The 25302-nt window shown below is 47.3% G+C and carries 20 protein-coding genes; 14 read left to right on the plus strand and 6 right to left on the minus strand.

Features of this window, described 5'->3' with window-relative positions:
* Positions 1 to 75: 75 nt before the first annotated feature.
* From AC4G47_RS11420 to AC4G47_RS11455, 8 genes are all read left to right on the plus strand, one after another.
* Entirely contained in the window at positions 76 to 4446 is a 4371-nt protein-coding gene (locus AC4G47_RS11420) for a glycosyl hydrolase 53 family protein (protein ID WP_491106054.1), read from the plus strand.
* A gap of 201 nt (positions 4447 to 4647) precedes the next feature.
* Positions 4648 to 5691: an SPFH domain-containing protein gene (locus AC4G47_RS11425; protein ID WP_458123015.1), complete on the plus strand. Its 1044-nt coding sequence runs from the start codon at positions 4648 to 4650 to the stop codon at positions 5689 to 5691.
* 62 nt (positions 5692 to 5753) lie between these two features.
* Entirely contained in the window at positions 5754 to 6728 is a 975-nt protein-coding gene (locus AC4G47_RS11430; RefSeq protein ID WP_458127286.1) for a diacylglycerol kinase catalytic domain-containing protein, read from the plus strand.
* Between the two features lie 83 nt (positions 6729 to 6811).
* Positions 6812 to 7525 (plus strand): response regulator transcription factor, encoded by a 714-nt coding sequence (locus tag AC4G47_RS11435; RefSeq protein WP_458123014.1) that lies wholly within the window; start codon positions 6812 to 6814, stop codon positions 7523 to 7525.
* A complete protein-coding gene (locus AC4G47_RS11440) occupies positions 7522 to 8520 on the plus strand; it encodes a sensor histidine kinase (RefSeq protein ID WP_491106055.1) in 999 nt (332 codons plus the stop codon). The genes AC4G47_RS11435 and AC4G47_RS11440 overlap by 4 nt, the downstream gene beginning before the upstream one ends.
* 186 nt (positions 8521 to 8706) lie before the next feature.
* Positions 8707 to 9477, plus strand: a complete 771-nt coding sequence (locus tag AC4G47_RS11445; protein ID WP_491106056.1) for an ABC transporter ATP-binding protein — start codon at positions 8707 to 8709, stop codon at positions 9475 to 9477.
* On the plus strand, positions 9452 to 11410 hold the full coding sequence (locus AC4G47_RS11450) for an ABC transporter permease (protein ID WP_491106057.1): 1959 nt from the start codon (positions 9452 to 9454) through the stop codon (positions 11408 to 11410). The genes AC4G47_RS11445 and AC4G47_RS11450 overlap by 26 nt, the downstream gene beginning before the upstream one ends.
* A 140-nt stretch (positions 11411 to 11550) precedes the next feature.
* Positions 11551 to 11895 (plus strand): cupin domain-containing protein, encoded by a 345-nt coding sequence (locus AC4G47_RS11455; RefSeq protein ID WP_491106058.1) that lies wholly within the window; start codon positions 11551 to 11553, stop codon positions 11893 to 11895.
* 264 nt (positions 11896 to 12159) lie between these two features.
* Here the strand turns inward: AC4G47_RS11455 and AC4G47_RS11460 are convergent, their stop codons facing one another.
* From AC4G47_RS11460 to AC4G47_RS11480, 5 genes are read right to left on the minus strand one after another with little or no spacing between them, the layout of a single operon-like run.
* Positions 12160 to 12459, minus strand: coding sequence for a metal-sulfur cluster assembly factor (locus AC4G47_RS11460; RefSeq protein WP_458127285.1), 300 nt, complete (start codon positions 12457 to 12459; stop codon positions 12160 to 12162).
* Between the two features lie 31 nt (positions 12460 to 12490).
* Complete coding sequence (locus AC4G47_RS11465) at positions 12491 to 13723, minus strand: YceK/YidQ family lipoprotein (protein ID WP_491106059.1); 1233 nt, start codon at positions 13721 to 13723, stop codon at positions 12491 to 12493.
* A gap of 13 nt (positions 13724 to 13736) precedes the next feature.
* Complete coding sequence (locus AC4G47_RS11470) at positions 13737 to 14342, minus strand: DUF2249 domain-containing protein (protein ID WP_491106060.1); 606 nt, start codon at positions 14340 to 14342, stop codon at positions 13737 to 13739.
* Positions 14329 to 14703 (minus strand): hypothetical protein, encoded by a 375-nt coding sequence (locus AC4G47_RS11475; RefSeq protein ID WP_458123008.1) that lies wholly within the window; start codon positions 14701 to 14703, stop codon positions 14329 to 14331. Before AC4G47_RS11475 ends, AC4G47_RS11470 begins: the two co-directional genes overlap by 14 nt.
* A gap of 17 nt (positions 14704 to 14720) precedes the next feature.
* Entirely contained in the window at positions 14721 to 14954 is a 234-nt protein-coding gene (locus AC4G47_RS11480; RefSeq protein ID WP_036613358.1) for a DUF2249 domain-containing protein, read from the minus strand.
* A gap of 319 nt (positions 14955 to 15273) precedes the next feature.
* Here AC4G47_RS11480 and moaA point away from each other — a divergent pair, with 319 nt between their 5' ends.
* From moaA to AC4G47_RS11510, 6 genes are read left to right on the plus strand one after another with little or no spacing between them, the layout of a single operon-like run.
* Positions 15274 to 16275, plus strand: a complete 1002-nt coding sequence (gene moaA / locus AC4G47_RS11485) for a GTP 3',8-cyclase MoaA (protein ID WP_491106061.1) — start codon at positions 15274 to 15276, stop codon at positions 16273 to 16275.
* A gap of 57 nt (positions 16276 to 16332) precedes the next feature.
* On the plus strand, positions 16333 to 20085 hold the full coding sequence (locus AC4G47_RS11490) for a nitrate reductase subunit alpha (protein ID WP_491106062.1): 3753 nt from the start codon (positions 16333 to 16335) through the stop codon (positions 20083 to 20085).
* Entirely contained in the window at positions 20075 to 21544 is a 1470-nt protein-coding gene (gene narH, locus AC4G47_RS11495) for a nitrate reductase subunit beta (protein WP_491106063.1), read from the plus strand. Before AC4G47_RS11490 ends, narH begins: the two co-directional genes overlap by 11 nt.
* A 23-nt stretch (positions 21545 to 21567) precedes the next feature.
* Complete coding sequence (gene narJ / locus AC4G47_RS11500) at positions 21568 to 22221, plus strand: nitrate reductase molybdenum cofactor assembly chaperone (RefSeq protein ID WP_491106064.1); 654 nt, start codon at positions 21568 to 21570, stop codon at positions 22219 to 22221.
* Positions 22218 to 22943: a respiratory nitrate reductase subunit gamma gene (narI, locus tag AC4G47_RS11505; protein WP_491106065.1), complete on the plus strand. Its 726-nt coding sequence runs from the start codon at positions 22218 to 22220 to the stop codon at positions 22941 to 22943. The genes narJ and narI overlap by 4 nt, the downstream gene beginning before the upstream one ends.
* Positions 22944 to 24455 carry a nitrate/nitrite transporter gene (locus AC4G47_RS11510; protein ID WP_491106066.1) on the plus strand — a complete coding sequence of 504 codons (1512 nt, stop codon included), beginning with the start codon at positions 22944 to 22946 and terminating at the stop codon, positions 24453 to 24455.
* 122 nt (positions 24456 to 24577) lie between these two features.
* Here the strand turns inward: AC4G47_RS11510 and AC4G47_RS11515 are convergent, their stop codons facing one another.
* Entirely contained in the window at positions 24578 to 25279 is a 702-nt protein-coding gene (locus AC4G47_RS11515; RefSeq protein ID WP_458123002.1) for a Crp/Fnr family transcriptional regulator, read from the minus strand.
* Between the last annotated feature and the right edge of the window lie 23 nt (positions 25280 to 25302).

Consider the following 25302-nt stretch of genomic DNA (forward strand, 5'->3'; position numbering starts at 1 on the left):
AAGCGCTTACAATGAGGGAGGTCAAAACATTCATTGATCCATGCACAATCAAACACAAAAAGGGGGAGATCAAGAGTGAACAAGAGGTACATAAGCGGGTGTCTGGTATTGTTGTTGCTGTTCTGTGATCTGGGCTTGATGGTTCGTCCAGCGGCTGCAGAAGATGCGAAAGTGAACGTGGCACTTAACAAGGCGGTTACGGTAAGTGAAGAAGATCTATTGTATGGGGGGCAAAAAGAAAAGGCGGTGGATGGTGATGTGAATACTCACTGGAGTGCGAGCTCACCTTCTTCTGAAAGCAATCCTCATTGGTTGACCATAGACCTAGGTGCGCCATATGAGCTTTCCGGAGCAGAATTGACTTGGAAGGACAAAGACCAAGTTGTAAAATATCTGATTGAAGTTTCTGATGATGGTAACAACTGGTCGACTGTTGTGGACCAAACGACTAACGAAATAAAACAGAGTGTTGCCAGTGAAGAATTCCAGACCAGTACACCTGTCCAGTATGTGAAGATCACGATTCCGTACTATGCGGGAGCAAATTGGTGGCCCGGGATATCCGAGCTTAAGGTCTGGGGAGAAGAGGAAGTCAATGATCCGGCAAACATTACCGGATACGATTCAGTTCAGGTCAAAACATTGGCTGGGGTAGCTCCTGTTCTGCCAGCAGAAGTGAGAGCGCAGTATCTGAACGAAAAATCGGGTTCGGTTCCAGTAGAATGGGACAGTATCGACCCTTCAAAGTACGCACATGCGGGCAGCTTTACCGTGACGGGTGCAGTATATGGTGCGTCCATATCACCACCAGAAGCTAATGTTACGGTTGAGGGATATCGTGAAGACTATGTCAGAGGAGTGGATATTTCCACGTTAACGGCCATTGAGGCTAATGGAGGGAAGTATCTCGATAGTAACGGCACAGAGAGGGACTTGCTTGATATCCTCAAGGATCGCGGTGTCAATTATGTGCGCCTTCGTCTATGGAATGACCCACAAAAATCCGGTGGCTATAACGATAAAGAGGATGTAGTTGAGCTAGCGGCACGGGTGAAAGCAAAAGGCATGAAAGTGCTGCTTGATTTCCATTATTCTGACGAGTGGGCTCATCCGGGACAGCAGCTTCGTCCTAAAGCTTGGGAAGGTTATACTTTTGAACAGTTGAAACAAGCTGTATATGATTATACGTATGAAGTTGTAAGAGGGATGAAAGCTGCGGACGCTATGCCTGATATGGTTCAGATCGGTAATGAAATCAACAGCGGTGTGCTGAATGGATTCAACAGTAGGGTAAACCATCAGGAAAATTATGAATTGTTACAACGAGGCGTTGATGCTGTGCGTGCCCTCCAAGAAGAAGACCAGCATGTTCAGATTATGATCCATCTGGCTGAGGGTGGTAAAGCACAAATGTTTAAGGACTACTTTAGTGAACTAGAGAGTCGTAAGCTTGATTACGATATCATCGGGCTATCCTATTATCCGTTCTGGCATGGGACATTTGCCGATGTGCAGAAGACGATGAATGAAGTATCTGACAAGTTCGAAAAAGACGTGATCATTGCCGAGACATCGTATCCATTTTCGTATAAAAACGGGGATGCACACGGTAATATCATTGGATCGGATGAAGCGCTTCATGTTGGGGGAGCAACATTCCCTGCAACGGTAGAAGGTCAATATGATGCTATCGCTGGCATAATGGATATGATTGCTGATGTGCCGGAAAACCGCGGAGCAGGCTTCTTCTATTGGGAGCCCGCATGGATTGCAGCCGATGTAGGCTGGATTGCTTCCGAGGGAGATGCATGGGAGAATCATGCCATGTTCGACTATGATGAATTTCCGGGGAATGGTGGATACTCCTACGAAGGACGCGCCTTGCCATCACTGGATGTCTACAAGCGAGGGCTAGAAAATTTACCTGCGGATCGTCAGCATCTGGCGGCTGCAATTACACGTGCAAAAAGGTTGGTAGCTCCAGATTTTGAAGAAGCGAGTTGGAATTCACTTGCTCCTGCGATTCAGGCAGCAGAGGATGTCTACGACCAAGCGTATACTTCAACTGGAGTGACGCAATCGGACACCAATTCTGCAACAGCTACGCTCGAACAAGTTATGTTGCAAATGAATGTGATCCCTGCGAAGCGGGAAGCTCTCCAATCCAAGCTGACAGATGCTCAGACATACAAGGAGTCGGATTGGTCAGCATTAACTTGGGATATTTTTGCCAAGGCTCTTGCTAATGCAGATAAGGTTATGACAGATCCTAGAGCAACCCAGACTGAAGTGAATGCTGCTGAGAAACGGTTGCAGGATGCGATAAGCGGATTATCGGATGTAGATAAAACTAAATTGGCTCTGCTTATCGGTGAGACGCAACAGCAAAATGAATCTTCGTATACTCATCGTAGCTGGCAAACATTAATAGATGCATTAGGGAATGCAATCACAGTGAGAGATAATCAAAATGCAGTACAAGCTGAGGTGAATCAAGCGCACGAAGCACTGCAACAAGCCAATCAGAGTCTCGTTCAGTTACAAGCATTAACTACAGATAAGACGGCGACGGCTTCAACAAGTGCAGGTACGGGGGACAATCAACCCAACTCCCCAGAAGGAGCAATTGACAGCAATCCCAACAGTTCATGGGGAACAGACCAGAGTAAGGGTAGCTGGTGGCAAGTGGATTTGGGACAGGTTGCTAACCTCCGTAAGATCGAAATGTCAATGTGGAGTGGCGGAATCAAATACACGATCGAAGTGTCCAATGATAACAAAAATTTTGTGAAAGTGGTCGATACCACAAGCGACGTTGTTGTTTCAACAGCGCCAAGACATGTGTTTTTGAATAATACAGAAGCGCGTTATATTCTTGTAACGATTACAGAAGGTCCAGAATGGGTAGGATTTATGGATTTTGAAGCCTATGGTACGTTCCCGGCGGACAAATCTGCACTGCAAGCTACGGTAGATGCCGCTGAGAAGTTAAAGCAGACCGAATACACGACTTTAAGCTGGAATGTATTCAGTAAGGCGCTTTCTGAAGCGAAGGCATTCATTCAAGATGTAGAATCTTCAACGCAAGACATAAGCAAGGCGGATCGTGCGTTACAAGATGCTGTGAGTAAGCTTGTGCGTCAAGATGTAACACCTGGCCCTGGCCAGCCATCACAACCAAGTGTACCATCACAACCTTCCAACCCGGAAACAGCTCCAACGCCGGGGAATCCGGATGTAACCCCACCAGTTGGATCGGGTGCTGCACCAGAGAAGGGTTCGTTCACGTTAAAAGGAACAACAGCCGGGGATGAGCAGTATTCCATTCGTCCAGTTGCATCCCAATTAACCCAGGCACTGCAATCCATGGACGAAAGAAGTCGTTCATTGAAGCTGATTGCAGATGTGCCTGACACAGCCAAGAAAGTCACATTCCAATTGGCTGTAAGTCAATTGGCAGCATGGGTTCGTTCCGAGGAAGTGCAATCGCTGGATGTAGTCGTAGGACAGACTACCGTTCGTGTTCCTCTGAAATCACTCCCGCTAACCACTGCGGAGACTGCTGGAACGTTCGACATCGTAGTGGCAAAAGGATCGACAGACATGCTATCTGTATCGCAAAAAGCAGCGATTGGTGATCATTCTATTGTTGATGTGAATTTGATGATGAACAATAAGCCATTGCAATGGACGAACAGAGCGGTTGAAGTTGTGCTATCCAATGTGGAACAACCTAAGAAGAATGATGTCGTTATGGTCGTGCATTCCGTATCTCCAAGCGGGGAAATGAAACCTGCTACGTACTCGAAGTACGATGACAAGACTAAAACCATGGCGTTCAAACCTCTGGAATCCGGCAGTTATGTCATTGCGGAAGTTGACGTGCCATTAAATGATTTGCAAAATCACAATTGGGCAATCCAAGAGGTGCAGAACCTCTATGGTAAAGGGGTTATTTCGGGGATGAGCGCAACCCGTTTTGCCCCGCAAGGTGAACTGACCAGAGCACAATTTTTGCAAATGATTATTAAAGCTATCGGTGATGAACGCCAAGCTGATCCATCGATTTCAACACCAACGGATGTGAAGAAAGGTCAGTGGTATGCCGAATCAGTACGACTAGGAATTGAAATGAACATTATTCAAGGCCGAGCAGACGGAAGCTTTGGAGCCAATGAACGTATTTCACGAGAAGATATGGCTGTTATGCTGAATCGGGCTCTGCAGGTTGTGCAGCGTGATCTGGATGCGTCCAATTCTGCACTAGGAAATACGGTGTTTGTAGACAACGCCGAGATCGCCGGATATGCGAAAGAAGCAGTAGCCTCGATGCAACAACTTGGATTGTTGAACGGCATGCCTGATGGTACGTTTGCCCCGAAAGAAACAGCGAACCGTGCACAGGGTGCTGTTGCAGTCGCAAGACTGATGGAAAAGTTGTATTAGAATATAACGAAGCAGGTAAAGAGATCGGATCAAATGATTCGATCTCTTTATTTTTTTGTATAAGAAAAGAGGTTAAGACGAATTCGCTTTCTTTAAATAGGCATATGAACAATTTGTTAATGTCGTATTGACAATATCGATTTCATTTGTTATCATTTCGATAATATCAAAACGACAATATTAAGAAATGGGGAATGATCCATGTTTGGATTCCGATTCGCGAAATTTCAACCCAGTGAGTATGTAATGAAGGTGAAAAATGGTGAGGTACAACGTCAAGGTGTGGGATTGTCCTTCTATTATTATGAGCCGACCACATCGGTAGTGGTTCTACCCGTGTCCTCGGTGGATGTACCATTCATGTTTGAAGAGATTACGGCGGATTATCAGACGGTTACTGTGCAAGGGCAGCTAAGCTATCGCATTGTGGATTACCTGAAAATAACGCAGAGCCTGAATTACACGTACAATTTGCGCAAGAATCGGTATATCTCCGACGACCCCGGCAAGCTGGATCAACGGGTTATCACCATAGCCAAAGTACTGACCAAGAAACATCTGGAACAAATGCCACTGAAAGAAGCTATTCAATCCAGTGAACGGCTGGTGAGCAGCATGAAACGAGAAGTCGTGCAAAGTGAAGAATTGGAGAAACTGGGCGTTGAGCTGATGAGTCTATCGATACTGGCCATTCTGCCTAATAAAGAGACGATGCGTGCATTGGAAGCACAAGCGCGGGAAGAGATTTTGCGTCAGGCAGACGAAGCGCTCTATGTGCGTCGCAATGCATCCATTGAACAGGAACGCCGAGTGAAAGAGAACGAACTGAACACCGAAATTGCCGTGGAGACGAAGAAACAGCAGATTCGTGAGACCCAATTGCAGACAGAACGCTCGGTGAAACAGAAACAAAACGAGATGGAGCAGGAGCAGCTTCAGTTCAATACAGCGATGGAGGAACGTAAGCAGCAACTGATTGAGTTAACCATTGCCAATCATAATGCTGAAGCGGATGCCAAAGCCTATGAGATTGCTGCCGTGATGAATTCATTGCAAAATGTACAGCCGAATGTACTGCAAGCGATGGCAAACATGGGCATGAATTCTGATAAGCTGATCGCACTCGCGTTCCAGGAACTGGCTGGAAATGCAGGCAAGATTGGACAGCTTAATATCTCGCCGGATCTGTTGCAGGGATTGATGTCTCCTACGCCGGGCAGAGATCAGGGAGGTCGAGCAAGATGAGATTGGGAAGAAAAGAACAAGCAGAGAAATCGGTACGTCAGCAGGCTGCAGCGGACGATCGAATGACTGAACACAAGCTGATTCTGGTGAAGCGCCGGACCAGACTGGAGGAGCTGGTGGTACGATATAACACGGTGCAGCAAGCCCAGTTCTATATTGAACGTCTGGGCGCAGATTTCAGTGATTATATGGAGGAAGACCGTCGTTATCGACACTCCGTGCAGCAGGCACAGCAGCAGCTGGGACAATTGGGCCGCGTTCAGACGATTGATCGGGAACATGTGCCCAACTTCATTTTTGGAGAGCAGGATATCGTGGTTGTGGTTGGACAGGATGGACTTGTAGCCAATACCCTCAAATATGTGACCGAGCAGCCGCTCATCGGTGTGAATCCGGACCCGATGCGTTGGGACGGGGTGTTATTACCTTTTACCGTGGAAGATCTGAGCCTCATTGTTCCTGATGTCATTCGAAAGCAACGAACATTGAAAGAAGTCACTCTCGCCAAAGTGGAACTAAATGATGGACAGTATCTATATGGTGTCAATGATCTGTTCATTGGTCGGAAGACGCATGTATCGGCACGTTATGAAGTGCGTTTGGGTGCATCCGCAGAACAACAATCCTCCAGTGGTATTATTGTATCTACAGGCATGGGATCGACAGGCTGGTTCAAAAGTGTGCTGGCGGGAGCCACCGGGATTGTTGGATCGGCGGCATGGCAGAACATGAATTCCGAAGCTGAGGTTGCTACAGTATCCGCATCCATTCATGGAAGCAGGCAGGAGCTGAATCATTTTAACTGGGATGCGCCTTACTTATATTTTTCAGTACGTGAACCGTTCCCGAGCCGGACGACAGCGGCCAATCTCGTCTTTGGACAGATTCATTCAAAGCAACCATTGCACATTGTATCCCAGATGCCGGAGGATGGTGTTATTTTCAGCGACGGGGTAGAGCAGGACTTTCTTGAGTTTAATTCAGGGGTGGAAGCTATCATTGGGTTGGCAGAGAAGAGGGGGCGTCTCGTGGTCTGACCCTTTATTTTCAAGCCGTTTCCGACTAGAATGGGTAACTAGATGTGATACACTGACGTCAGGAAACGGAAAGAGGGTTAACGATGCAGTCGATATTGTTGGTTGAAGATGATGCCAAGCTAGCTGGATTGCTGGCGGCTTATCTGACACGAAATGGATTTCAGGTACAGGTCACGGATGATTTTCGTCATGTACTGGATGAATTTGTGAAAGTGAAGCCGGACCTTGTGCTGATGGACGTGAATTTGCCTCAATATGATGGATACTACTGGTGCAGGCAGATACGCACACATTCCATATGTCCCATTTTATTCATATCGGCTCGGGATAGTGGTATGGATCAGATTATGGCGTTGGAACATGGAGCGGATGATTATATTACGAAACCTTTTCAATATGAAGTTGTCCTTGCCAAAGTCCGTAGTCAGCTACGCAGAGCCTATGGTTCTTACGCTGCTGTTCAGCAGGAAGTGACAGTGAAGAATGGTCCCATGATCCTCTATCCTGAGCGATTCGTACTGGAGTATGATGAACGTTCAACAGAGCTGACACAGAAGGAAGCGATACTGGTGGAAGCACTAATGGCGAAGGCAGGGCGAGTTGTCAGCCGGGAAAAATTGCTTGAACAGATGTGGGAAGATCAGCATTTTATTGATGATAATACGTTGAATGTCTATATTACACGTGTTCGTCGGAAGTTGAAGGAGTTGGGTGCAGAAGAGATTTTGGAGACGGTTCGCGGAGCGGGTTATCGCGTATTGGAACTGGACTTATCCTCACAGGGGAAAGGCAAATGAGACTTTTCCTGAAAGACCACCTGATGTTAGTCGGATTTTATGTGTTACAGATGCTGTTGGTTCCGTGTGTCTACTGGCTCTCTGGTGAGGGCCGCCCGATGAAGATTGTCCTCTATGGCATGTTAATCAGTACCGCAGTGTTGATGGTCTATCTGTTCATACGTTACTTCCAGCTGCGAGCATATTATCTTCTACTTGAACAACCACGTAAACTCGTTAACGAGCCTTTCCAAACGCTTGGAAATTCGGTCGTTGCAGAAGCGATCCAGGAATTATTACATGAACTGGAGCGTAATCGGCAGAATGAGATGGGTCAATTACGTACTAGCAAGGAACAACAGGTGGTATTCATGAATCGCTGGGTTCATCAGATGAAGACACCGTTGTCCATCATCCAACTCACCCTGGAGGATGTGGACGATGAGACGGCGGGCAGTATTCAGGATGAGTTGGATAAAATGCGCAAAGGACTTGAAATGGTCTTGCATTCATCAAGGCTCGAACAGTTCGAAGGTGATTTTCGGGTGGAGTTTTTGTCCTTGCATGAGGTGCTTCGGAGCAGTATAGCGGAGAACCGACGTTTATTTATTCGCAGAGGCATTACGCCAGATATCCGGATGGAAAGCGATCTTCAGATATATAGTGACTCCAAGTGGTTGCGGTTCATGTTCACCCAGATCTTGACCAACGCCGTGAACTATTCCGATAGTAAATCTGGCAAAAAAGTGATCATTACAGGCTATAAACAGGATGAACATACCATCCTGGACATTCAGGATGAGGGGATCGGTATCTCGTCCGAAGATATTCATCGTGTGTTCAATCCCTATTTCACAGGCGAACGGGGCAGGCAATACCACGAATCTACGGGAATGGGTTTATATCTGGTCCGTGAGATTAGTGCCCGACTGGATAACCGTGTGGAGTTGTTTTCGGAGCCAAATGAGGGAACGTTGGTCAGATTCAGCTGGGTTCACTCGAAATATCCGAAGTAAAGAGCGCTTTGCCCATGGGCGAGGTGCTTTTTTTAATGTATAGAAAGTGGTGGAGGCAGGGGAACAGAACCTTAAACGGGCTGTAAGGGAACTTTAAGGTAATTCGATAGCACCGTTACGGGAGGTCGGTTAGGATAAGAATAGAATTAACGTATAAAGAATGATGGATCAGGAGGGAATTAACGCATGGATATGTTACAGGTATCGGGACTCAACAAAGTATATCAGGGCAAAGTGCAGACTCAAGCCCTTAGTGATATTCATCTGACAATCAAGCAAGGTGAGTTTGTGGGCATTATGGGGCCGTCCGGCAGTGGCAAAACCACATTGTTAAACATGGTGTCCACCATTGATGAACCAAGCTCAGGCAAGGTGCTGATTAATGGCATGAATCCGTTTGATATGAAAAAGAAAGAACTTGCCATGTTCCGACGTCGGGAACTCGGATTTGTCTTTCAGGATTTCAATCTGCTGGACACGCTGACTGTCGCAGAGAATATTGTACTCCCATTGACACTGGACAAGGTCAAACTGAAGGAGATGGAGAGCAGACTTCATCGCATTACAGCCAAGCTCGGGATTGATCACATTCTGGATAAACGAGTCTACGAAATTTCGGGTGGACAGCGACAGCGAACAGCCATTGCGAGATCCATGATCAATATGCCTTCGATTGTTTTGGCGGATGAACCAACCGGTGCCCTGGATTCTACGTCATCCCAAGCGGTCATGGAGTCACTTGAACAGATTAACCAGCAGGAGAAAACGACCATTATGTTGGTCACGCATGATCCGCTTGCTGCAAGTTATTGCAACCGCATTGTGTTCATCAAGGACGGAAAACTGGCAGCCGAGGTACACCGCGGAGATAATCGACAGACGTTCTTCCAGCGAATCATTGATACGTTATCCTTCTGGGGAGGGAATTCACATGAGCTTTCCTCAGTTCGCGTTTAATAACATTCGCCGTAATGGGCGAGCGTATATTGCTTTTTTTCTTAGCAGTGTGTTTATGGTCATGATTTTCTTCGCTTATGCGGTATTTATCTATCATCCATATGTAGCAGAGTTGCCGATGGGTGCGACAACCGCTACGGGGATGCAGATCGCTTCGATTATCGTGTATGTGTTTGCATTTTTCTTTGTTATGTATTCCATCAGTGCTTTTCTCAAATCACGGAACAAAGAGTTTGGCATTCTGACCATACTTGGTGCCGAGCCCAGACAGATTCGGAGATTGGTCATTCTGGAGAATATGTTGATCGGTTGCCTGTCCATTATTGCCGGTATCGGCGGAGGTATGTTGTTGTCCAAGCTGTTCCTGATGTTAACCACTCGTTTTATCGGGATGGATGATCTGCCCTTTTATTTTCCGGTGAAAGCGATTCTGATTACGATCGGGGCCTTTCTGTTATTATTTTTTTGCATTTCACTCTTCACATTGGTTTTTATCGGAAACAAACGGACGTTAGAACTTTTGACGGGGACCAGCAAACCTAAAAAAGAGCCCAAAGCTTCATGGTTCTTCTCCCTTCTGGGAATTGCATTACTTACAGTAGGCTTTGTGGTACTCCGCAGCGAGTTAAATGGCGGAACAATCATGATTGCAGCTGTAACAGGGATAACAGGAACGTATTTTTTCTACTCTCAACTTTCTGTGCTGATCATTCGCTTATTGAAACGTAATCGCAAAACCGTATGGCAGGGTACACGTCTGTTATGGATCTCAGAGATGAGTTACAAAATGAAGGATAATGCTCGCATGCTGTTTATGGTGACCGTGGTGATTGCGATTGCTTCAATGAGTGCAGTTGTAATTTTGTCACTGGATCAGGAGAACCGGGAGCAGTTTACAAACAACGATTTTCCAATTCAATACAACGTCTTCAGACCAGCGGAGCAATTGGATATGAGCGCTATTGATTCGATGCTTGAAGCTGCAGGCTTGGATTATCAACAGATATATCTGGAATATTTCTGGTCCGCTGCAGATCAGAGTGCTGTCTCGGTTATGCCGCTTAGTCACTACAACCAATACAATCGGACACAAGGGAGAAAGATGTTCCAATTGGATGCCGGATCCGCCTTATTTGTGGATACCCGCAATGAGAAGGATCAGGGTCAGATCGAGCGCAACAGATTTCGTAATTATGCGAAGGGAGACAAGTTGACGTTGAATCTGAACGATAGCCCACTGGAAGCCCGGGTTACGGATACAGATATCGATCCACGGTTTGGAACCCTACTCTATGCTACAAGTGTAGTTGTCCTACCGGATGAGAAGTATGAAGAGATTTCCCAACAGATCAAAGAGAATATGATATCAGGAAAATATCTGTATCAGATCCCTGCATGGGGCCATGCTGTACCTGACCGCCATTCCTCGGAAGCCATGGTTAGCGATCAGCTACTTTTCTCCGCGGATTCCATTGAAAGCAGCAACGCTTCAACGGATAATCAATCCGGATTTCTGACCACTCGGTACGGAGATTTTGAGAGATACAGACAGGCTACAGCACTCTTTACCTTTCTGGGTATATTTATCGGATTAATCTTCTCCATCTCTTCCGCAAGCTTTCTGTATTTCAGACTGCATACCGATCTTGAAGCGGATGGAAAAATGGTGCATTCTCTTTCGAAAATGGGTCTCAGTTTCCAAGAGATGAAACGATCATCCACCGTTCAGATTGCCATTCTGTTCTTCTTACCGATCGGGGTAGCTATCATTGAAACTTTGGTCGTGGTTAAGCCATTCCTGACTGAATTCGGTATTACCAATTATACGGTTCCGGTGTTGACTGTATTTGGTGCCTTTGTACTTGCACAGACGTTTTATTTCTTCGTTATACGTTCGAGATATATCGCTTCTCTGCGCAAAATGATGGTGTAATCATCCAAGAAACAAACGATCAGAAGGGATCGACTATGATCTGTCCTTTGCCCGCATTTCTTGATTCAGATCAAGGAAACGCGGGCTTTCTTGCGTTAAGATGAATGCATTCACAGATTATATTATTGAGGAGGACGATTATGATGAGTATCACGTCATTGCAAGAAGTCAAAGCATTCAGTGAGGACCGTTTTACGAAACGTGTTTTATTCCAGAAGGGTGGAGGAGTGACCTTTGTACTTCATTTTCTGCCAGGACAACAGCTTCCCGTTCATAAACATCCGGGCACAGACGTTATTTTGCTGGTGGTCGAAGGCACAGGCACACTTATGCTGGATGGAAAAGAACAAGCGGTGAAACAAGAGGATGTGATCCATTGCGGTGGTGAGGTGGAGTTTGCATTCCATAATACAGGAGATCAGGAAGTTCGTTTGTTCGTGGTGTTAAACAAAGTGCCAGCAGCATCCTATGCAAAGGACATCTAAGATCTAATATCAAGGAAGCGATAAAATGATTCACTGATCGGCACCAATATAAGGGAACTCTATTCTGGAGTTTCCTTATTTATTTTTATTCAAGAATACTCTTCTCCCACATTCGTCCTTCCAGCAATCTCCGGGGGGGATATCAAGTGTATGTTCCCATCGCAAAACAAAAAGCATACTTGGGTCTGAGAACATCAGATTTAAGTACGCTTCTTCGTAATTCGCCAGCAACATGTTTATTCATCCGGTCTATAGTCATTCTGCCTAGAAGTATCCCAGCATTTCCTTGGCTTCATTCGACATCAGCTGTGGAGACCACTGTGGCTCCCACACCACTTGAACGTCAATATCAGTCTTGCTCGTATTTTCCTGTAAAACCCATTTCACCGCACCAACGATGGTATCGTGCAACGGACAACCTGGTGTAGTCAGTGTCATCCGTACATGTACTCGTTCAGCTTCTTCCCTTACTTCATACACCAGACCAAGGTCAACGATATTGACACCTAATTCAGGGTCATATACTTCCTTGAGACATTCCAGTAAATGCGTTGTTTGTTCCATCATGTTCACTCTCCAATCAACCTTTTTAATATTAACGTCGGAATACCAAAGCAATATTCGCTATATATACGATGGAGACCAGAGATAAGATTGTTCCTCCAACCATCATGACCTCTGCCAGATTAATCAGAATTCCACTCACTAGCAGAAGGCTTCCAGCCACCATGGCGAGCATACCCCAATTGACGTTTCGTTCACTCAGCATACCGGCCATCAGCGGTGTTCCGGGTCTGCCCGCCTGCTTGCCGTATTTGTGGGTCCACCACAGAAAAGGCACGATTTTGGAGGCATATCCGAGTATGGTGAGGGACACCCAGCCACCGAGATATACCCATCCAGACAGCAGAACAACCCTTGGATGGAGCAGCAGTTCGGTTCCTTGCGCGGAATAGATCAGTAGGGCGACAGCATATACGGAAAAGGCACGACTTACATAGACAGACCAGCGAATGCCCGGGCCGGGGTTGCTTTTGTGACGTTTCTCCTGAATTTGCTCCAAGTGATACACATAGAAGAGTAGGGCTGCAGTTAGGAGCAAGAGCGCGAACCAGAGCAAGCCTCCCTTGATGCCTGTGAGAAATGCGACAACGCCTGTAATTACAGCTGCATTCCACAGAACCAGGACCACTTTTTGCAATCGATTGGAATAATCGTGGGACAGGTAGAACATGGGCAGCATTTTGTAACTGAATCCGGTAATTAACATGCCAAACCAGCCGAGTGTTCCCATCCAGATATGTGCACCGAATAAGCGTTCATGCAGACCATTCCAATCACCAAAGGCAAAATTCAGACCCATCAGCATACCGGATAACCCGGTAAGAACGAGATAGAGACAGGAACATGTTGCACTGATCGTTACCGGATTCCACTGTGAGGCACGGAAGAGGGTAACGGCCATATTCCATCCGAACAACAGGATGCCAGAGAGCGCGAGTGTCGCAGAACCGGCAATCCAGATGACATCTGCACGAATGAAGCCGTATAACATGCCCACGATTCCGATACTGAACAAGAAATAATGACAATAACCGAGAACCAGACTGTAGATGTTCGATTGCAAAATAACATGTATCAACTGATAAACGGCACCCATGGCCAGCATGGTTGCCCACCCGAGCACAAACAGATGGGCATGAAACCAGCCTTCGGGTCCTCTGAGTTCATCACCAAGCCAACCTGTCAGCGAGAGCAGAGAGAAGGCGTGATACATTACAAATCCAAAGATGCCCGTGATGATAAAAAGAAACGGCAACCTGGACATGGCTTTCGCCTCCTTACCCTTTTTCAATTCTCACTTTGGCTGTGCTATCTGCTTGATCTTCAACCGTGTAGGTGCAACCGAGATTGTTCAACTCTTCAATCAGAAATACAGGTACACGGTCATTATGAATCAGGACGACTTCCCCAGGTTTGCAACGCTCCAGAGCGGCAAGTGTTCGCATCATGGGCTGTGGCGGTTCCAATCCGCGATTGTCCAATATAACGTTGGGCGCCTGTGGAGTTTCAATGTTTTCAATGGCAACAACTTGCTCCTCCGGATGCCATTTGCATGAAGCTGATTCTTCGTCTGAACCAGGTTCCGAATTAACTTCTGATCCAGATAAAACCATTGCAGAAAATGCCTTTGAACCGGTTTTATTTTTTTTGTGCACAAATGTGGTAACCCAGTGATCTGAACTCCTACGTTCAGATGTGCTGGAGTACCCTTTCAGCTTGAGAATACCGAGGAGTGGTGTCGGTTTGAATGGAGCATGTAGTACAAACACATCGTCATGCTGAAGGCTTTTGACCGTGTCCATGATCAGCTGAAACGGCTCCAGCTTTTTACTCAGTTGAGGACGCACATCCAATTCAACAATATGGACATCAGATGGAGACATGTGCGTTCACATCCGATCCTGCGCCAGCTACATCCGTCTGCTGTACCAACTGTAGAGATGATTCATACAGGGCGGCCATACCACCGTACAGCGTGTAGAAGAATGAGTCCGGTGCATCGAGGGAGAAGGACAGATATGCTTTAGGGTCCATTCCGAGCACACGCTCAAAAAGTCTTGCACTGTCATAGGCGTAAAAACAGAAATGAGTATATTCGAACACAGGCATTTTTTCGTAAATGGTAATAATCTCTTGCGCATATTCGGCTTGCTCACGCTGTGCTATCTGCACCATGGTTGTGGCATCTTCCAACCTCAGCGTGATGCGAAGTGTAGTATCGTCAATGATTTCAACGTGGGCCATAGCGGTTCAGCTCCAATCTATAGTTTGCTGATCTTGACCTGGAAGGTTGTAGGGCCCTGCTCAATATACTCCCAGTTGAAACCATCAGGATGTGTGGACTGGAACTGGAATCGAAGTGGCTTTGGATCGTGATCGTTGATGAGCAGCATGGATTCCTGTGGTTGCAACTGATCAAACGTTTCGAAAATAACTTTATGTTTCAAATGCGGTGGATACTCCGTGGCATTAATGGTTGCTGCGTATGTGTTCATGTGTCATTCCTCCAAATAGGGATAGTGTGGTGTTGCAATTTGATTATAGAAAACGTGAAGAGGGATCTGTGTGAGCAGGCTCACACATTTCCTTTTGCCATAATTTTGCCTTATTTAGACCAGAATCCTGTTTGGAAAAGGGTTGCGGAGCATATATAGATGTGCAACTGTGCGCTATGTTTCACTTCTTGTGATATTTTGCACAGTTCAGCGAGCGAGACATCCTTATATTTAGCGTCAAGATGACACTGGATGAGATGAAGCAGCTTTCTCCTTCGGCTGATGTGAAGACAGCACCCTAGAGAAGGGAGGTACGTGTATGGAATCAAAATTAATGGACCCGTTTGGAAGAATACATGATTACTTAAGAATTTCGGTTACGGATCGCTGTAATCTCCGCTGTGTGTATTGCATGCCGGAGGAAGGAATGCAGTTTGAACCGACAGAACGAATCCTGTCCTATGAAGAAATCACGTCCATCGTTAAGGCGCTTGCTCCACTGGGCATTCGGAAATTGCGTTTAACTGGAGGGGAGCCTCTTGTTCGCAAGGGGTTGGATCAACTAATTGCGATGTTGTCCGCCATTCCAGAAATTGAAGATATCGCATTGACAACCAATGGCATCTATTTGGCAGCTTATGCGGATCTGCTGAAAGCTGCGGGGCTAACACGGGTGAATATAAGCCTGGATTCTTTGAAGCCAGAACGATTCGCAAGCATTACCCGGGGCGGCAAGGTACAGCGTGTGCTGGACGGCATTAAGGCCAGCCAAAAGGCCGGATTTCATCCTATTAAGCTGAACGTGGTGCTGATGAAAGGCGTGAACGACGATGAGGTGGAAGACTTTCTGAGGATGACCCGGGATGAACCCATTCATATTCGTTTTATTGAGTACATGCCTATTGGTGAAAGTGGAGAAGGTTGGAGATCAGGGTATATGCCCCTCGAACACGTGCTGGAAACATGCGGAGCACGATGGGAGTACGAAAGCTGTGGAGAGATTTATGGGAATGGCCCGGCAGATAGTTATCGCATTGTGGGAGCTGCCGGAACCTTTGGTCTGATTCACCCGGTGAGCAGTCATTTCTGCGGAAATTGCAACCGGCTCAGGCTAACAGCAGACGGAAATATCAAACCTTGTCTCTACTGGTCGGATGAGTTCAATGTTCGTCCACTGGTAGGTGATGACAAGGCGGTGCAGGATTTATTTTACAAGGCGCTCGGAGCCAAACCCGAAACACATGACATGTTAAAAGCCTTAAATGGGCAACAGATTGACGGCACGCCAACGCTGCGACATATGTCGCAAATCGGAGGTTAGCAACAGCAGTTCAGGATTCGACTTGCATCAACAGGTCATATATGTGGGAGGACAACAATGAGTAACAAAAGCGTGCCCTGGATGGGCAAACTCAAATATTTTGCCAAACGTGAAAAAAGTGCGGAGGGCTGGAGTGAGATGTCCCCGGTCAACCGGGATTGGGAAGATGTCTACCGCCGCCGTTGGCAGCATGACAAAGTGGTGCGTTCCACACACGGAGTCAATTGTACCGGATCATGCAGCTGGCAGATCTATGTGAAAGACGGCATTGTCACTTGGGAAACGCAGGCTACCGACTATCCTTCAACCGGACCGGATATGCCGGAATTTGAGCCGCGGGGATGTCCACGTGGAGCGAGTTTCTCATGGTATCTGTACAGCCCGCTGCGTGTCAAACATCCTTACGTACGTGGTGCGCTGCTGGACATGTGGCGTGATGCGCTTCAGACACATGGTGACCCGGTTCAGGCGTGGTCCAGCATTGCGGATGATCCGGTCAAAGTGAAAAGATACAAATCGGTACGTGGTAAAGGTGGATTAATTCGCGCGTCATGGGGTGAAGTGACACAGATTATTGCCGCTTCGCTGATTCATACGATCAAAGAATACGGACCGGACCGGATTATTGGTTTCTCTCCGATTCCTGCCATGTCGATGGTCAGTTATGCAGCAGGATCGCGGTTCTTATCCTTGATGGGATCACCATTACTCAGTTTCTATGACTGGTATGCGGATCTGCCGCCGGCTTCACCTCAGATCTGGGGCGATCAAACGGATGTGCCGGAGAGCAGTGACTGGTACAACTCGGGATACATTCTGGTTTGGGGCTCGAATCTTCCAATGACGCGGACACCGGATGCCCACTTCCTGGCTGAAGCACGTTATCGGGGAACGAAAGTGGTGTCGATCAGCCCGGATTATGCGGAATATGTGAAGTTTGCAGATACATGGATGTCGGTAAAACAAGGAACGGACGGCGCTTTGGCGATGGCTATGGGCCATGTCATCCTGAAAGAGTTTTATATTGAAAAGCCTACGGACTATTTCATGCAATATGCCAAACAGTATACGGACTTTCCAAATCTGCTGATTGTGGAAGAAAAGGACGGCGTACACACAGCAGGCAGATTTCTCGTTGGGGAAGATCTGGGTATTACGGGCAATAACATGGCATGGAAAACACTTGTATACGATGAAAATAGTGGAACCTATGCGATGCCAAAAGGAAGTTTGGGCTTCCGTTGGGGTGAAGAGGGCACATGGAATCTCAAAATGGAGCAGGTGGAGAATGGTGAGCCGATTGATCCTAGATTATCCATGCTCGGCGTTCATCACGACCTTCTAACCATACAACTGCCATATTTTGATGACGAGGGAAAACATGTCATGCAGCGGCAGATTCCTGTACGCCAGATCTGGCTGGGGGATAGATGGATTACAGTAACGGCAGTCTACGATCTGGTACTTGCCAAATACGGAATTGAACGTGAAATGACGCGTTCTGCGGATTCAGCAGAAGTAGTCACTGGTGCGGAGCAGTTGAGTGTACGTGTTCACCGGGGAGACGACATCTTGCATGCACCACAGGTAAAACCATTCACTCCAGCGTGGCAAGAGAAAATCACGGGCGTGGACCAAGAGACTGTCGTACAGATTGCACGTGAGTTTGCACAAAATGCGATCGATACCAAAGGGCGTTCCATGATCATCATGGGAGCCGGTATTAACCACTGGTATAACTCCGATGTCATCTACCGAGCCATTATCAACCTGATTCTGATGACCGGTTGTCAAGGGGTGAACGGTGGCGGCTGGGCCCACTATGTTGGTCAGGAGAAATTGCGTCCGGCTGAAGGTTGGCAGACGATTGCTTTTGCACGCGACTGGACCGGACCTGCACGTCTGCAGAACGGAACATCGTTCTTCTACTTTGCAACAGATCAATGGAGATACGAGGAGACCCAAGTAGGAGAGTTGACCTCAGCGCTTGAGGGTGAACCGCGGTTCCAGCATGTGGCTGATTATAATGTGATGGCTGCACGTATGGGCTGGCTTCCATCCTATCCCCAATTCAATCGCAACTCAATTGATCTGCATCAGGATGCGCTGCAGGCCGGAGCAACGACGAAGGATGAGATCGGTGCTTATGTGGCTTCTGAATTGCAGAACAAAAATCTGAAGTTCTCGATCGAGCAACCGGATGATCCTGCGAACTTCCCACGTGTGCTATTTGTCTGGAGAGCGAATCTGATCTCAAGTTCTGGCAAGGGACATGAGTATTTCCTCAAGCATCTGCTCGGTGCAACGAACGGATTGCTGAATGATGACGATCATGGACTGCGCCCAGAGCATGTGGAATGGGTGGATGAAGCACCGGAAGGAAAACTCGACCTGATGATCAATATGGATTTCCGGATGGCAGGTACGGCGATGTATTCCGATATTGTTCTGCCAGCAGCGACCTGGTATGAAAAAAGCGATCTGAGCAGTACGGATATGCATCCGTTCGTTCATCCATTTAATCCGGCTGTAGGCACGCAATGGGAATCCCGTTCGGACTGGGATACCTTCAAGGAAATTGCACGTGTATTCTCCGAGATGGCTGAGCAGCAATTTGATGGTCCACAGAAGGAGATCATAGCTACACCGCTGTTGCATGATTCACCGGATGAGCTTGCTCAACCGTACGGAGAGATCAGAGACTGGAGCGCGGGAGAATGTGAAGCGATCCCGGGTAAAACGATGCCGCATATTCAGGTTGTGGAACGTGACTATGCTGCCGTATATAACAAAATGATCAGTCTTGGACCTGTGGTGAAGGATAAACCAATCGGCACCAAAGGCATATCCTGGTCTGCCAGTGAAGAGTATGAAAAACTCAAGGGCATCCTGGGCGTGCACCGTAAAGATGGCGTTGGACAAGGATGTCCGGATCTGAGCACAGACCGTAATGTTGCGGAGGCCATTCTGACCTTGTCCAGTACAACGAACGGCAAGATGGCTGTGCGTGCGTGGGAAGCGCTTGAACAGAAAACGGCATTGCATCTGAAAGATTTGGCTGAGGAACGGTCTGAGGAATGTTTTACGTTTGACGAGATCACTTCCAAACCGAAAACGGTCATTACCTCGCCTGCATTCAGCGGATCGGAAAAAGGCGGACGTCGATATTCGCCATTCACCACCAATGTGGAGCGTCTGATTCCATGGCGTACATTGACGGGCAGACAGCAGTTCTACATTGATCATGCGATGCTCCGCGAGTTCGGAGAGACATTAGCGACATTTAAACCTGTGCTGAAACATACGCCGTTCCATCCAAACAGCAAACGTCCGATCGAAGGGGGCAAAGAGATTGTACTGAACTACCTGACACCGCATAATAAGTGGTCGATCCACAGTATGTACTATGATGCGCTGCCGATGCTGACGTTGTTCCGAGGTGGCCCGACGATCTGGATGAACTACGAAGATGCAGAAGAAGCCGGACTGGTCGACAACGACTGGATCGAATGTTTCAACCGTAACGGAGTAGTCGTTGCCAGAGCTGTAGTGACGCACCGTATTCCTCGCGGCATGGCATTTATGTATCACGCTCAGGACCGTCACATTAACGTTCCGGGTACCAAAATATCACAGACACGTGGGGGTACGCATAACAGTCCGACACGTATTCATGTGAAGCCTACACATATGATCGGTGGTTATGCCCAGTTAAGTTATGGCTTCAACTACTATGGCCCGACAGGCAATCAGCGTGACCTCAATGTCATCATAAGAAAACTGCAGGAGGTGGATTGGCTTGAAGATTAAAGCACAAGTCAGTATGGTCATGAATCTGGACAAATGTATAGGGTGCCATACATGCAGTGTTACGTGCAAAAACACCTGGACCAATCGTCCAGGTGCAGAATATATGTACTGGAACAATGTAGAGACCAAGCCAGGGGTCGGTTATCCGAAACAATGGGAGGATCAGGAGCGTTATCGCGGTGGCTGGGAGATGAAAAATGGCAAACTGGAATTGAAGTCTGGCACACGGGCAAGACGCCTGCTTAACATTTTTCATAACCCTGATCAGCCTACCATTGATGATTATTACGAGCCATGGACATACGAGTATGAGAAACTGACGAACAGTCCGGAGAAAAAACATCAACCTGTAGCAAGACCGAAATCCCAGATTACCGGTGAATATATGAATCTGGAGTGGGGGCCGAACTGGGAGGACGATCTGGCAGGAGCCCATGTAACCGGGATGGAAGACCCCAACATGAAGGGTGTCGAGGATTCGATCAAAATGGATTTTGAACAGGTATTTATGATGTACTTGCCACGGATCTGTGAACACTGCCTTAACCCAGCCTGTGTGTCCTCCTGTCCTTCCGGAGCGATGTACAAACGGGAAGAAGACGGAATTGTACTGGTTGACCAAAATGCATGCCGCTCATGGAGATTCTGTGTATCGAGCTGCCCTTACAAAAAAGTCTATTTCAATTGGCAGACGAACAAAGCCGAGAAATGTACGCTTTGTTTCCCACGGATTGAAGCGGGTCTGCCAACGATCTGTTCCGAAACCTGTGTGGGACGTATCCGTTATATCGGCCTGATGCTGTATGATGCGGACCGTGTTGAAGCCGCAGCTTCGGTTGAAAATGAACAGGATCTCTATGAATCCCAGATGGATATTTTCCTTGATCCGAATGACCCTGAGGTGATTCGCGAAGCGCGTGAGGCCGGAATTCCAGAGGATTGGATTGTTGCAGCGCAGCAGTCCCCTATTTATAAAATGGTTATTGATTGGAAAATTGCGCTCCCGCTTCATCCGGAATACCGCACCATGCCAATGGTATGGTACATTCCACCGCTTAGCCCGATTACCAATCGGGTAGAGGGACAGGGAAGTTCACTGGAGGCTAATGATATTTTCCCTGCGATTGATAACATGCGTATTCCGGTGGAGTATCTTGCCAATCTGCTTACAGCAGGAGATACGGATCGAATTCGTGAGGTCCTGCGGAAGATGGCAGTTATGCGCATTCACATGCGTAATCAGCAGACGGGTAAGACCAGTGAATCGGCATTGCTGGAAAGAGTGGATATGGATGTACAGGAAGTGGAGGACATGTACCGACTGCTCGCGATTGCGAAGTATAATGATCGTTTTGTCATCCCGCCAGCCCACCGTGAGGAAGTGGAAGATCTCTTCAGCGAACAGGGCAGCTGCGGACTTGATTTTGCAGGTGGTCCAGGTTCTTGTGGGGTATTCTGATGGGAAAGGAGACAATGACAACGATGACGATCGATACCAATGAAGGAACAGGTCAGGCTCTGGTTTACGATGCGGATACGAGAAGAATGGTCTGCAAACTTATCTCCTACCTGTTGCAATATCCGGATAAAGCGTGGAGAGAGGGACTATCGGGTGTTCAGGAAGCCATACAGTCCATTTCGGATGAGACGGTGAAGCAGATTCTGTTGACATTTGTGGATAAAGCACAGGCGGTAAGCTCGATTGAATGGCAGGATGCCTATGTTCGTACATTCGATTTTGATAAAAAGTCTAACCTCTATCTCACATATGCTCTTCATGGCGATGAGCGGGATCGGGGTCCGGCTTTGATTGAATTGAAGCGCAGATACGAAGCTGCAGGATTTTACATGGAAGTAAGTGAGTTGCCGGACTATCTGCCTATGGTGCTTGAATTTGTAGCTGAGGCTCCCGAGGAAGATGCCTTAGGTGTGCTCTCCAGTTGCCATAAGGCGTTGGTCACAATGAGCGAAAGCATTACGGGGCAGAACAGCCCATATGGACCATTACTCAGCCTGATGTTACAGGTCATCCCTGAACCTCCTGCCCGTGCTGTACCAGAACAAGAAGAAGCAGTTAACCAACAACCTGCAGATCTTATGCAGATCGCTGCCCAGATGAGGAGGGGGAATCGGTGAGTACACTGGAACTGTTGTTATGGGGCGCTCTTCCCTATATGGTCATTGTTTGCTGTATTACGGCGACGATCTGGCGTTATGTGACGAATCCTTTCAGTTGGACGTCCAAGTCCAGTGAGATGCTGGAGAAACGCATGCTGAAGTGGGGCAGTTTACTCTTTCATATCGGGATATTCGCTGTAATCTGTGGACATATTGCCGGTTTGCTTGTTCCAGTGGAGTTCTATCGCTGGATTGGCCTGAGTGATGAAGGATATCACTTGATGGCTATTGCAGGAGGACTGCCTGCGGGAATCATTGCATTTGCGGGTGCTGTCATTTTGCTGGTTCGCCGTTATGTTGCTCGCAGAGTGCGGGCGACAAGCAGCATTGGGGACTGGATGGCACTTGCCATGTTGATCATTGTCATTGTCACCGGAATACTGGCGACCTCGGCTAATGCGGTGAATCACACAGGTTTCGACTATCGAACAACGATTAATCCGTGGTTGCGCGGTCTGATCGTATTCCAGCCTGATCCGGTTCTGATGCAGACGGTACCGATGAACTTCAAAGTACACATTCTGCTTACCTTTGTACTGTACTGCGTGTTTCCATTTACACGTCTGGTTCACATGCTGAGTATGCCATTGGGGTATTTGAAACGCAGTTATGTGCTGTATCGCAGAAGAGATGGAGCAGTGTATCCGAATCAGGAACAAAAAAAGGAAAGGGCGATGTAAATGCAACATAAAGGAAAGGTTCAACTGCCCTTGCAAACCGCAAGTCTGGTTCTGGGTTTTATGGTATGGGTTATCCTGTCATCGCTGATGCCATTTATTAAAGAGGATATTGCGCTAACTTCTTCCCAGCTTGCATGGGCCACAGCGATTCCCGTATTGATCGGATCGATTGCCCGTATTCCGATTGGTTATTGGACGAATCGATATGGCGCACGTCATATTTTTATGATCAGCTTTGTCCTGTTGCTGGCCCCGGTATGGTGGATTAGCCGTGCGACGTCGTTCAGTGATCTGGTGATTGGTGGATTGTTCCTCGGTATTGGAGGAGCTGTCTTCTCCGTCGGTGTAACTTCACTGCCCAAATATTATCCGAAAGAGCGACATGGATTTGTTAATGGGATCTACGGAATTGGTAACCTGGGGACTGCCCTGTCTGCATTCGGAGCCCCGCTGATCGCCGAACAAATGGGATGGTCTACGACGGTTCTGTTCTACAGTATTCTGCTATTAGGGATGGCGGCGCTGAATTTCGTTCTGGGTGACAAACAGGAAGTGCGGGTTAACGCTCCTTTAACGCAGCAACTGAAGGCCATATCACGCAACAATAAACTATGGTTGCTCTGCTTGTTTTATTTTTTGACATTTGGCTCGTTCGTGGCGTTTACGGTATACTTGCCGAATTTCCTGGTAAGTCACTTCCAGATGGATAAAGTCGATGCAGGTATTCGTACAGCGGGATTCATTCTCGTTGCAACCATTATGCGGCCCGTGGGAGGTTGGCTTGGAGATCGATTTAATCCATTCAAAATATTAATGTTTGTATTCGGCGGATTAACGATCGCAGCGATTGTATTATCCTTCGCGCCATCATTCTATATCTATACGATTGGATGTCTGACTGTGGCATTATGCGCAGGGACAGGTAACGGAACCATTTTCAAATTAGTGCCAATGTATTTCGTCAAACAACCAGGTGTAGCGAATGGGATGATCTCCGCTATGGGGGGGCTGGGTGGATTCTTCCCTCCGTTGATGTTGACTTTGTTGTACAGTATGACCGGTCATTATGCCATTGGTTTCATGGCTTTGTCTCAGATCGCGTTGGTCAGTCTTGTACTTGTGATCTGGATGTTCTACCAGGAGAAGCTTCAGTTATCTGCCAGCATTCTGGAGAGTACCATTGAAGCCATTCTGATCACAGATACGAACAGTGTTATTACTTCCGTGAACCCGGCCTTTACTGCGGTCACTGGTTATAGTGCTGAAGAGGCGGTTGGACAGAAGCCAAGTCTGCTGAAATCCGGCAAGCAGGATAAATGTTTCTATGACCAATTATGGCTGGATTTGCGTGAAAAAGGATATTGGCAAGGCGAGATCTGGAATCGGAAGAAAAACGGAGAGATCTATCAGGAATGGCTAAGTATTACGGCAATCCGTAATGAGGCAGGCGAAGTCAAATATTATGCGGGCATGTTCAGTGACATGGGCAGGCCAGAGCTTACAATCGCCTGATACTTGTATCGGTAATTGTGCATACAGCAAGGGACCTTAACATCGATTGCAGGCGTTAAGGTCTCTTTTTTGCACACAGAGATTGGTATATGGGCTTGGGTACACCCAGTGGAGCTGGGTGGTCACGCATCCCTTTGTTGCTTCAATGCTTGTAAATCAAGAATGATAATTCGGCTGCGATCCACTTCGATCAAATGCTCTTTTGTAAGCTGATTTAGAAGCCGATTCGCTGTTTCCCTTGTTGTACCAATGGAATTGGCAAACTCCTGGTGTGTCATGGGCAGGTTGATGATAATTTGGTCTCCATGCGTCTGTCCATGCTGTTCTGCGAGCATGAGAAGGAAGGAAAGCACACGGTTGCGCACATCCTGACCAGAGAGCACCTGCAATTTATCCTGTAATTCTCGTATTTTGTCTCCGAGTACACGCATGATTTTGATCGCAATCGATGGAGTGCTCAGCATTAATCGTTCGAACAGTCTGACAGGTATGGCCAGTAGTTCGGTAGGGGTAATCGCTTCAGCGGTAGCCGGATAAGGGTGTGCGTTAAAAAAGCCGGTGTGCGGGAACATATCTCCTGTTTTGAGGAAAGAGACAATCTGTTCATGCCCGTTCTCATCCGTTTTATATGCTTTTACAATGCCGGTACGAATGAAAAAAACAGCTTCTTTTTCGCTACCTTCGCTAAAAATGACCGTTTTCTTATGAATGCTTCTGGAAATGACGATATCTTCGACCTGCTTTAATTCTTCGGGACTAAGGTCCTGAAAGATGGGGAACTGTTGTAGAAACTCTGCTGCTGAATCTTTGTTTACCCTGCTCATGAGAATCTTTCCTCTCTGTGTTC

Source organism: Paenibacillus sp. Negev47, from assembly GCF_058313655.1.

Excerpts from the sequence above, each read along its gene's own strand:
- AC4G47_RS11425 (WP_458123015.1), top strand. The coding sequence starts at position 4,648 with ATGTTTGGATTCCGATTCGCGAAATTTCAACCCAGTGAGTATGTAATG.
- AC4G47_RS11430 (WP_458127286.1), top strand. The coding sequence starts at position 5,754 with ATGACTGAACACAAGCTGATTCTGGTGAAGCGCCGGACCAGACTGGAG.
- AC4G47_RS11435 (WP_458123014.1), top strand. The coding sequence starts at position 6,812 with ATGCAGTCGATATTGTTGGTTGAAGATGATGCCAAGCTAGCTGGATTG.
- AC4G47_RS11440 (WP_491106055.1), top strand. The coding sequence starts at position 7,522 with ATGAGACTTTTCCTGAAAGACCACCTGATGTTAGTCGGATTTTATGTG.
- AC4G47_RS11445 (WP_491106056.1), top strand. The coding sequence starts at position 8,707 with ATGGATATGTTACAGGTATCGGGACTCAACAAAGTATATCAGGGCAAA.
- AC4G47_RS11450 (WP_491106057.1), top strand. The coding sequence starts at position 9,452 with ATGAGCTTTCCTCAGTTCGCGTTTAATAACATTCGCCGTAATGGGCGA.
- AC4G47_RS11455 (WP_491106058.1), top strand. The coding sequence starts at position 11,551 with ATGATGAGTATCACGTCATTGCAAGAAGTCAAAGCATTCAGTGAGGAC.
- AC4G47_RS11460 (WP_458127285.1), bottom strand. The coding sequence starts at position 12,459 with ATGGAACAAACAACGCATTTACTGGAATGTCTCAAGGAAGTATATGAC.
- AC4G47_RS11465 (WP_491106059.1), bottom strand. The coding sequence starts at position 13,723 with ATGTCCAGGTTGCCGTTTCTTTTTATCATCACGGGCATCTTTGGATTT.
- AC4G47_RS11470 (WP_491106060.1), bottom strand. The coding sequence starts at position 14,342 with ATGTCTCCATCTGATGTCCATATTGTTGAATTGGATGTGCGTCCTCAA.
- AC4G47_RS11475 (WP_458123008.1), bottom strand. The coding sequence starts at position 14,703 with ATGGCCCACGTTGAAATCATTGACGATACTACACTTCGCATCACGCTG.
- AC4G47_RS11480 (WP_036613358.1), bottom strand. The coding sequence starts at position 14,954 with ATGAACACATACGCAGCAACCATTAATGCCACGGAGTATCCACCGCAT.
- moaA (WP_491106061.1), top strand. The coding sequence starts at position 15,274 with ATGGAATCAAAATTAATGGACCCGTTTGGAAGAATACATGATTACTTA.
- AC4G47_RS11490 (WP_491106062.1), top strand. The coding sequence starts at position 16,333 with ATGAGTAACAAAAGCGTGCCCTGGATGGGCAAACTCAAATATTTTGCC.
- narJ (WP_491106064.1), top strand. The coding sequence starts at position 21,568 with ATGACGATCGATACCAATGAAGGAACAGGTCAGGCTCTGGTTTACGAT.
- AC4G47_RS11510 (WP_491106066.1), top strand. The coding sequence starts at position 22,944 with ATGCAACATAAAGGAAAGGTTCAACTGCCCTTGCAAACCGCAAGTCTG.
- AC4G47_RS11515 (WP_458123002.1), bottom strand. The coding sequence starts at position 25,279 with ATGAGCAGGGTAAACAAAGATTCAGCAGCAGAGTTTCTACAACAGTTC.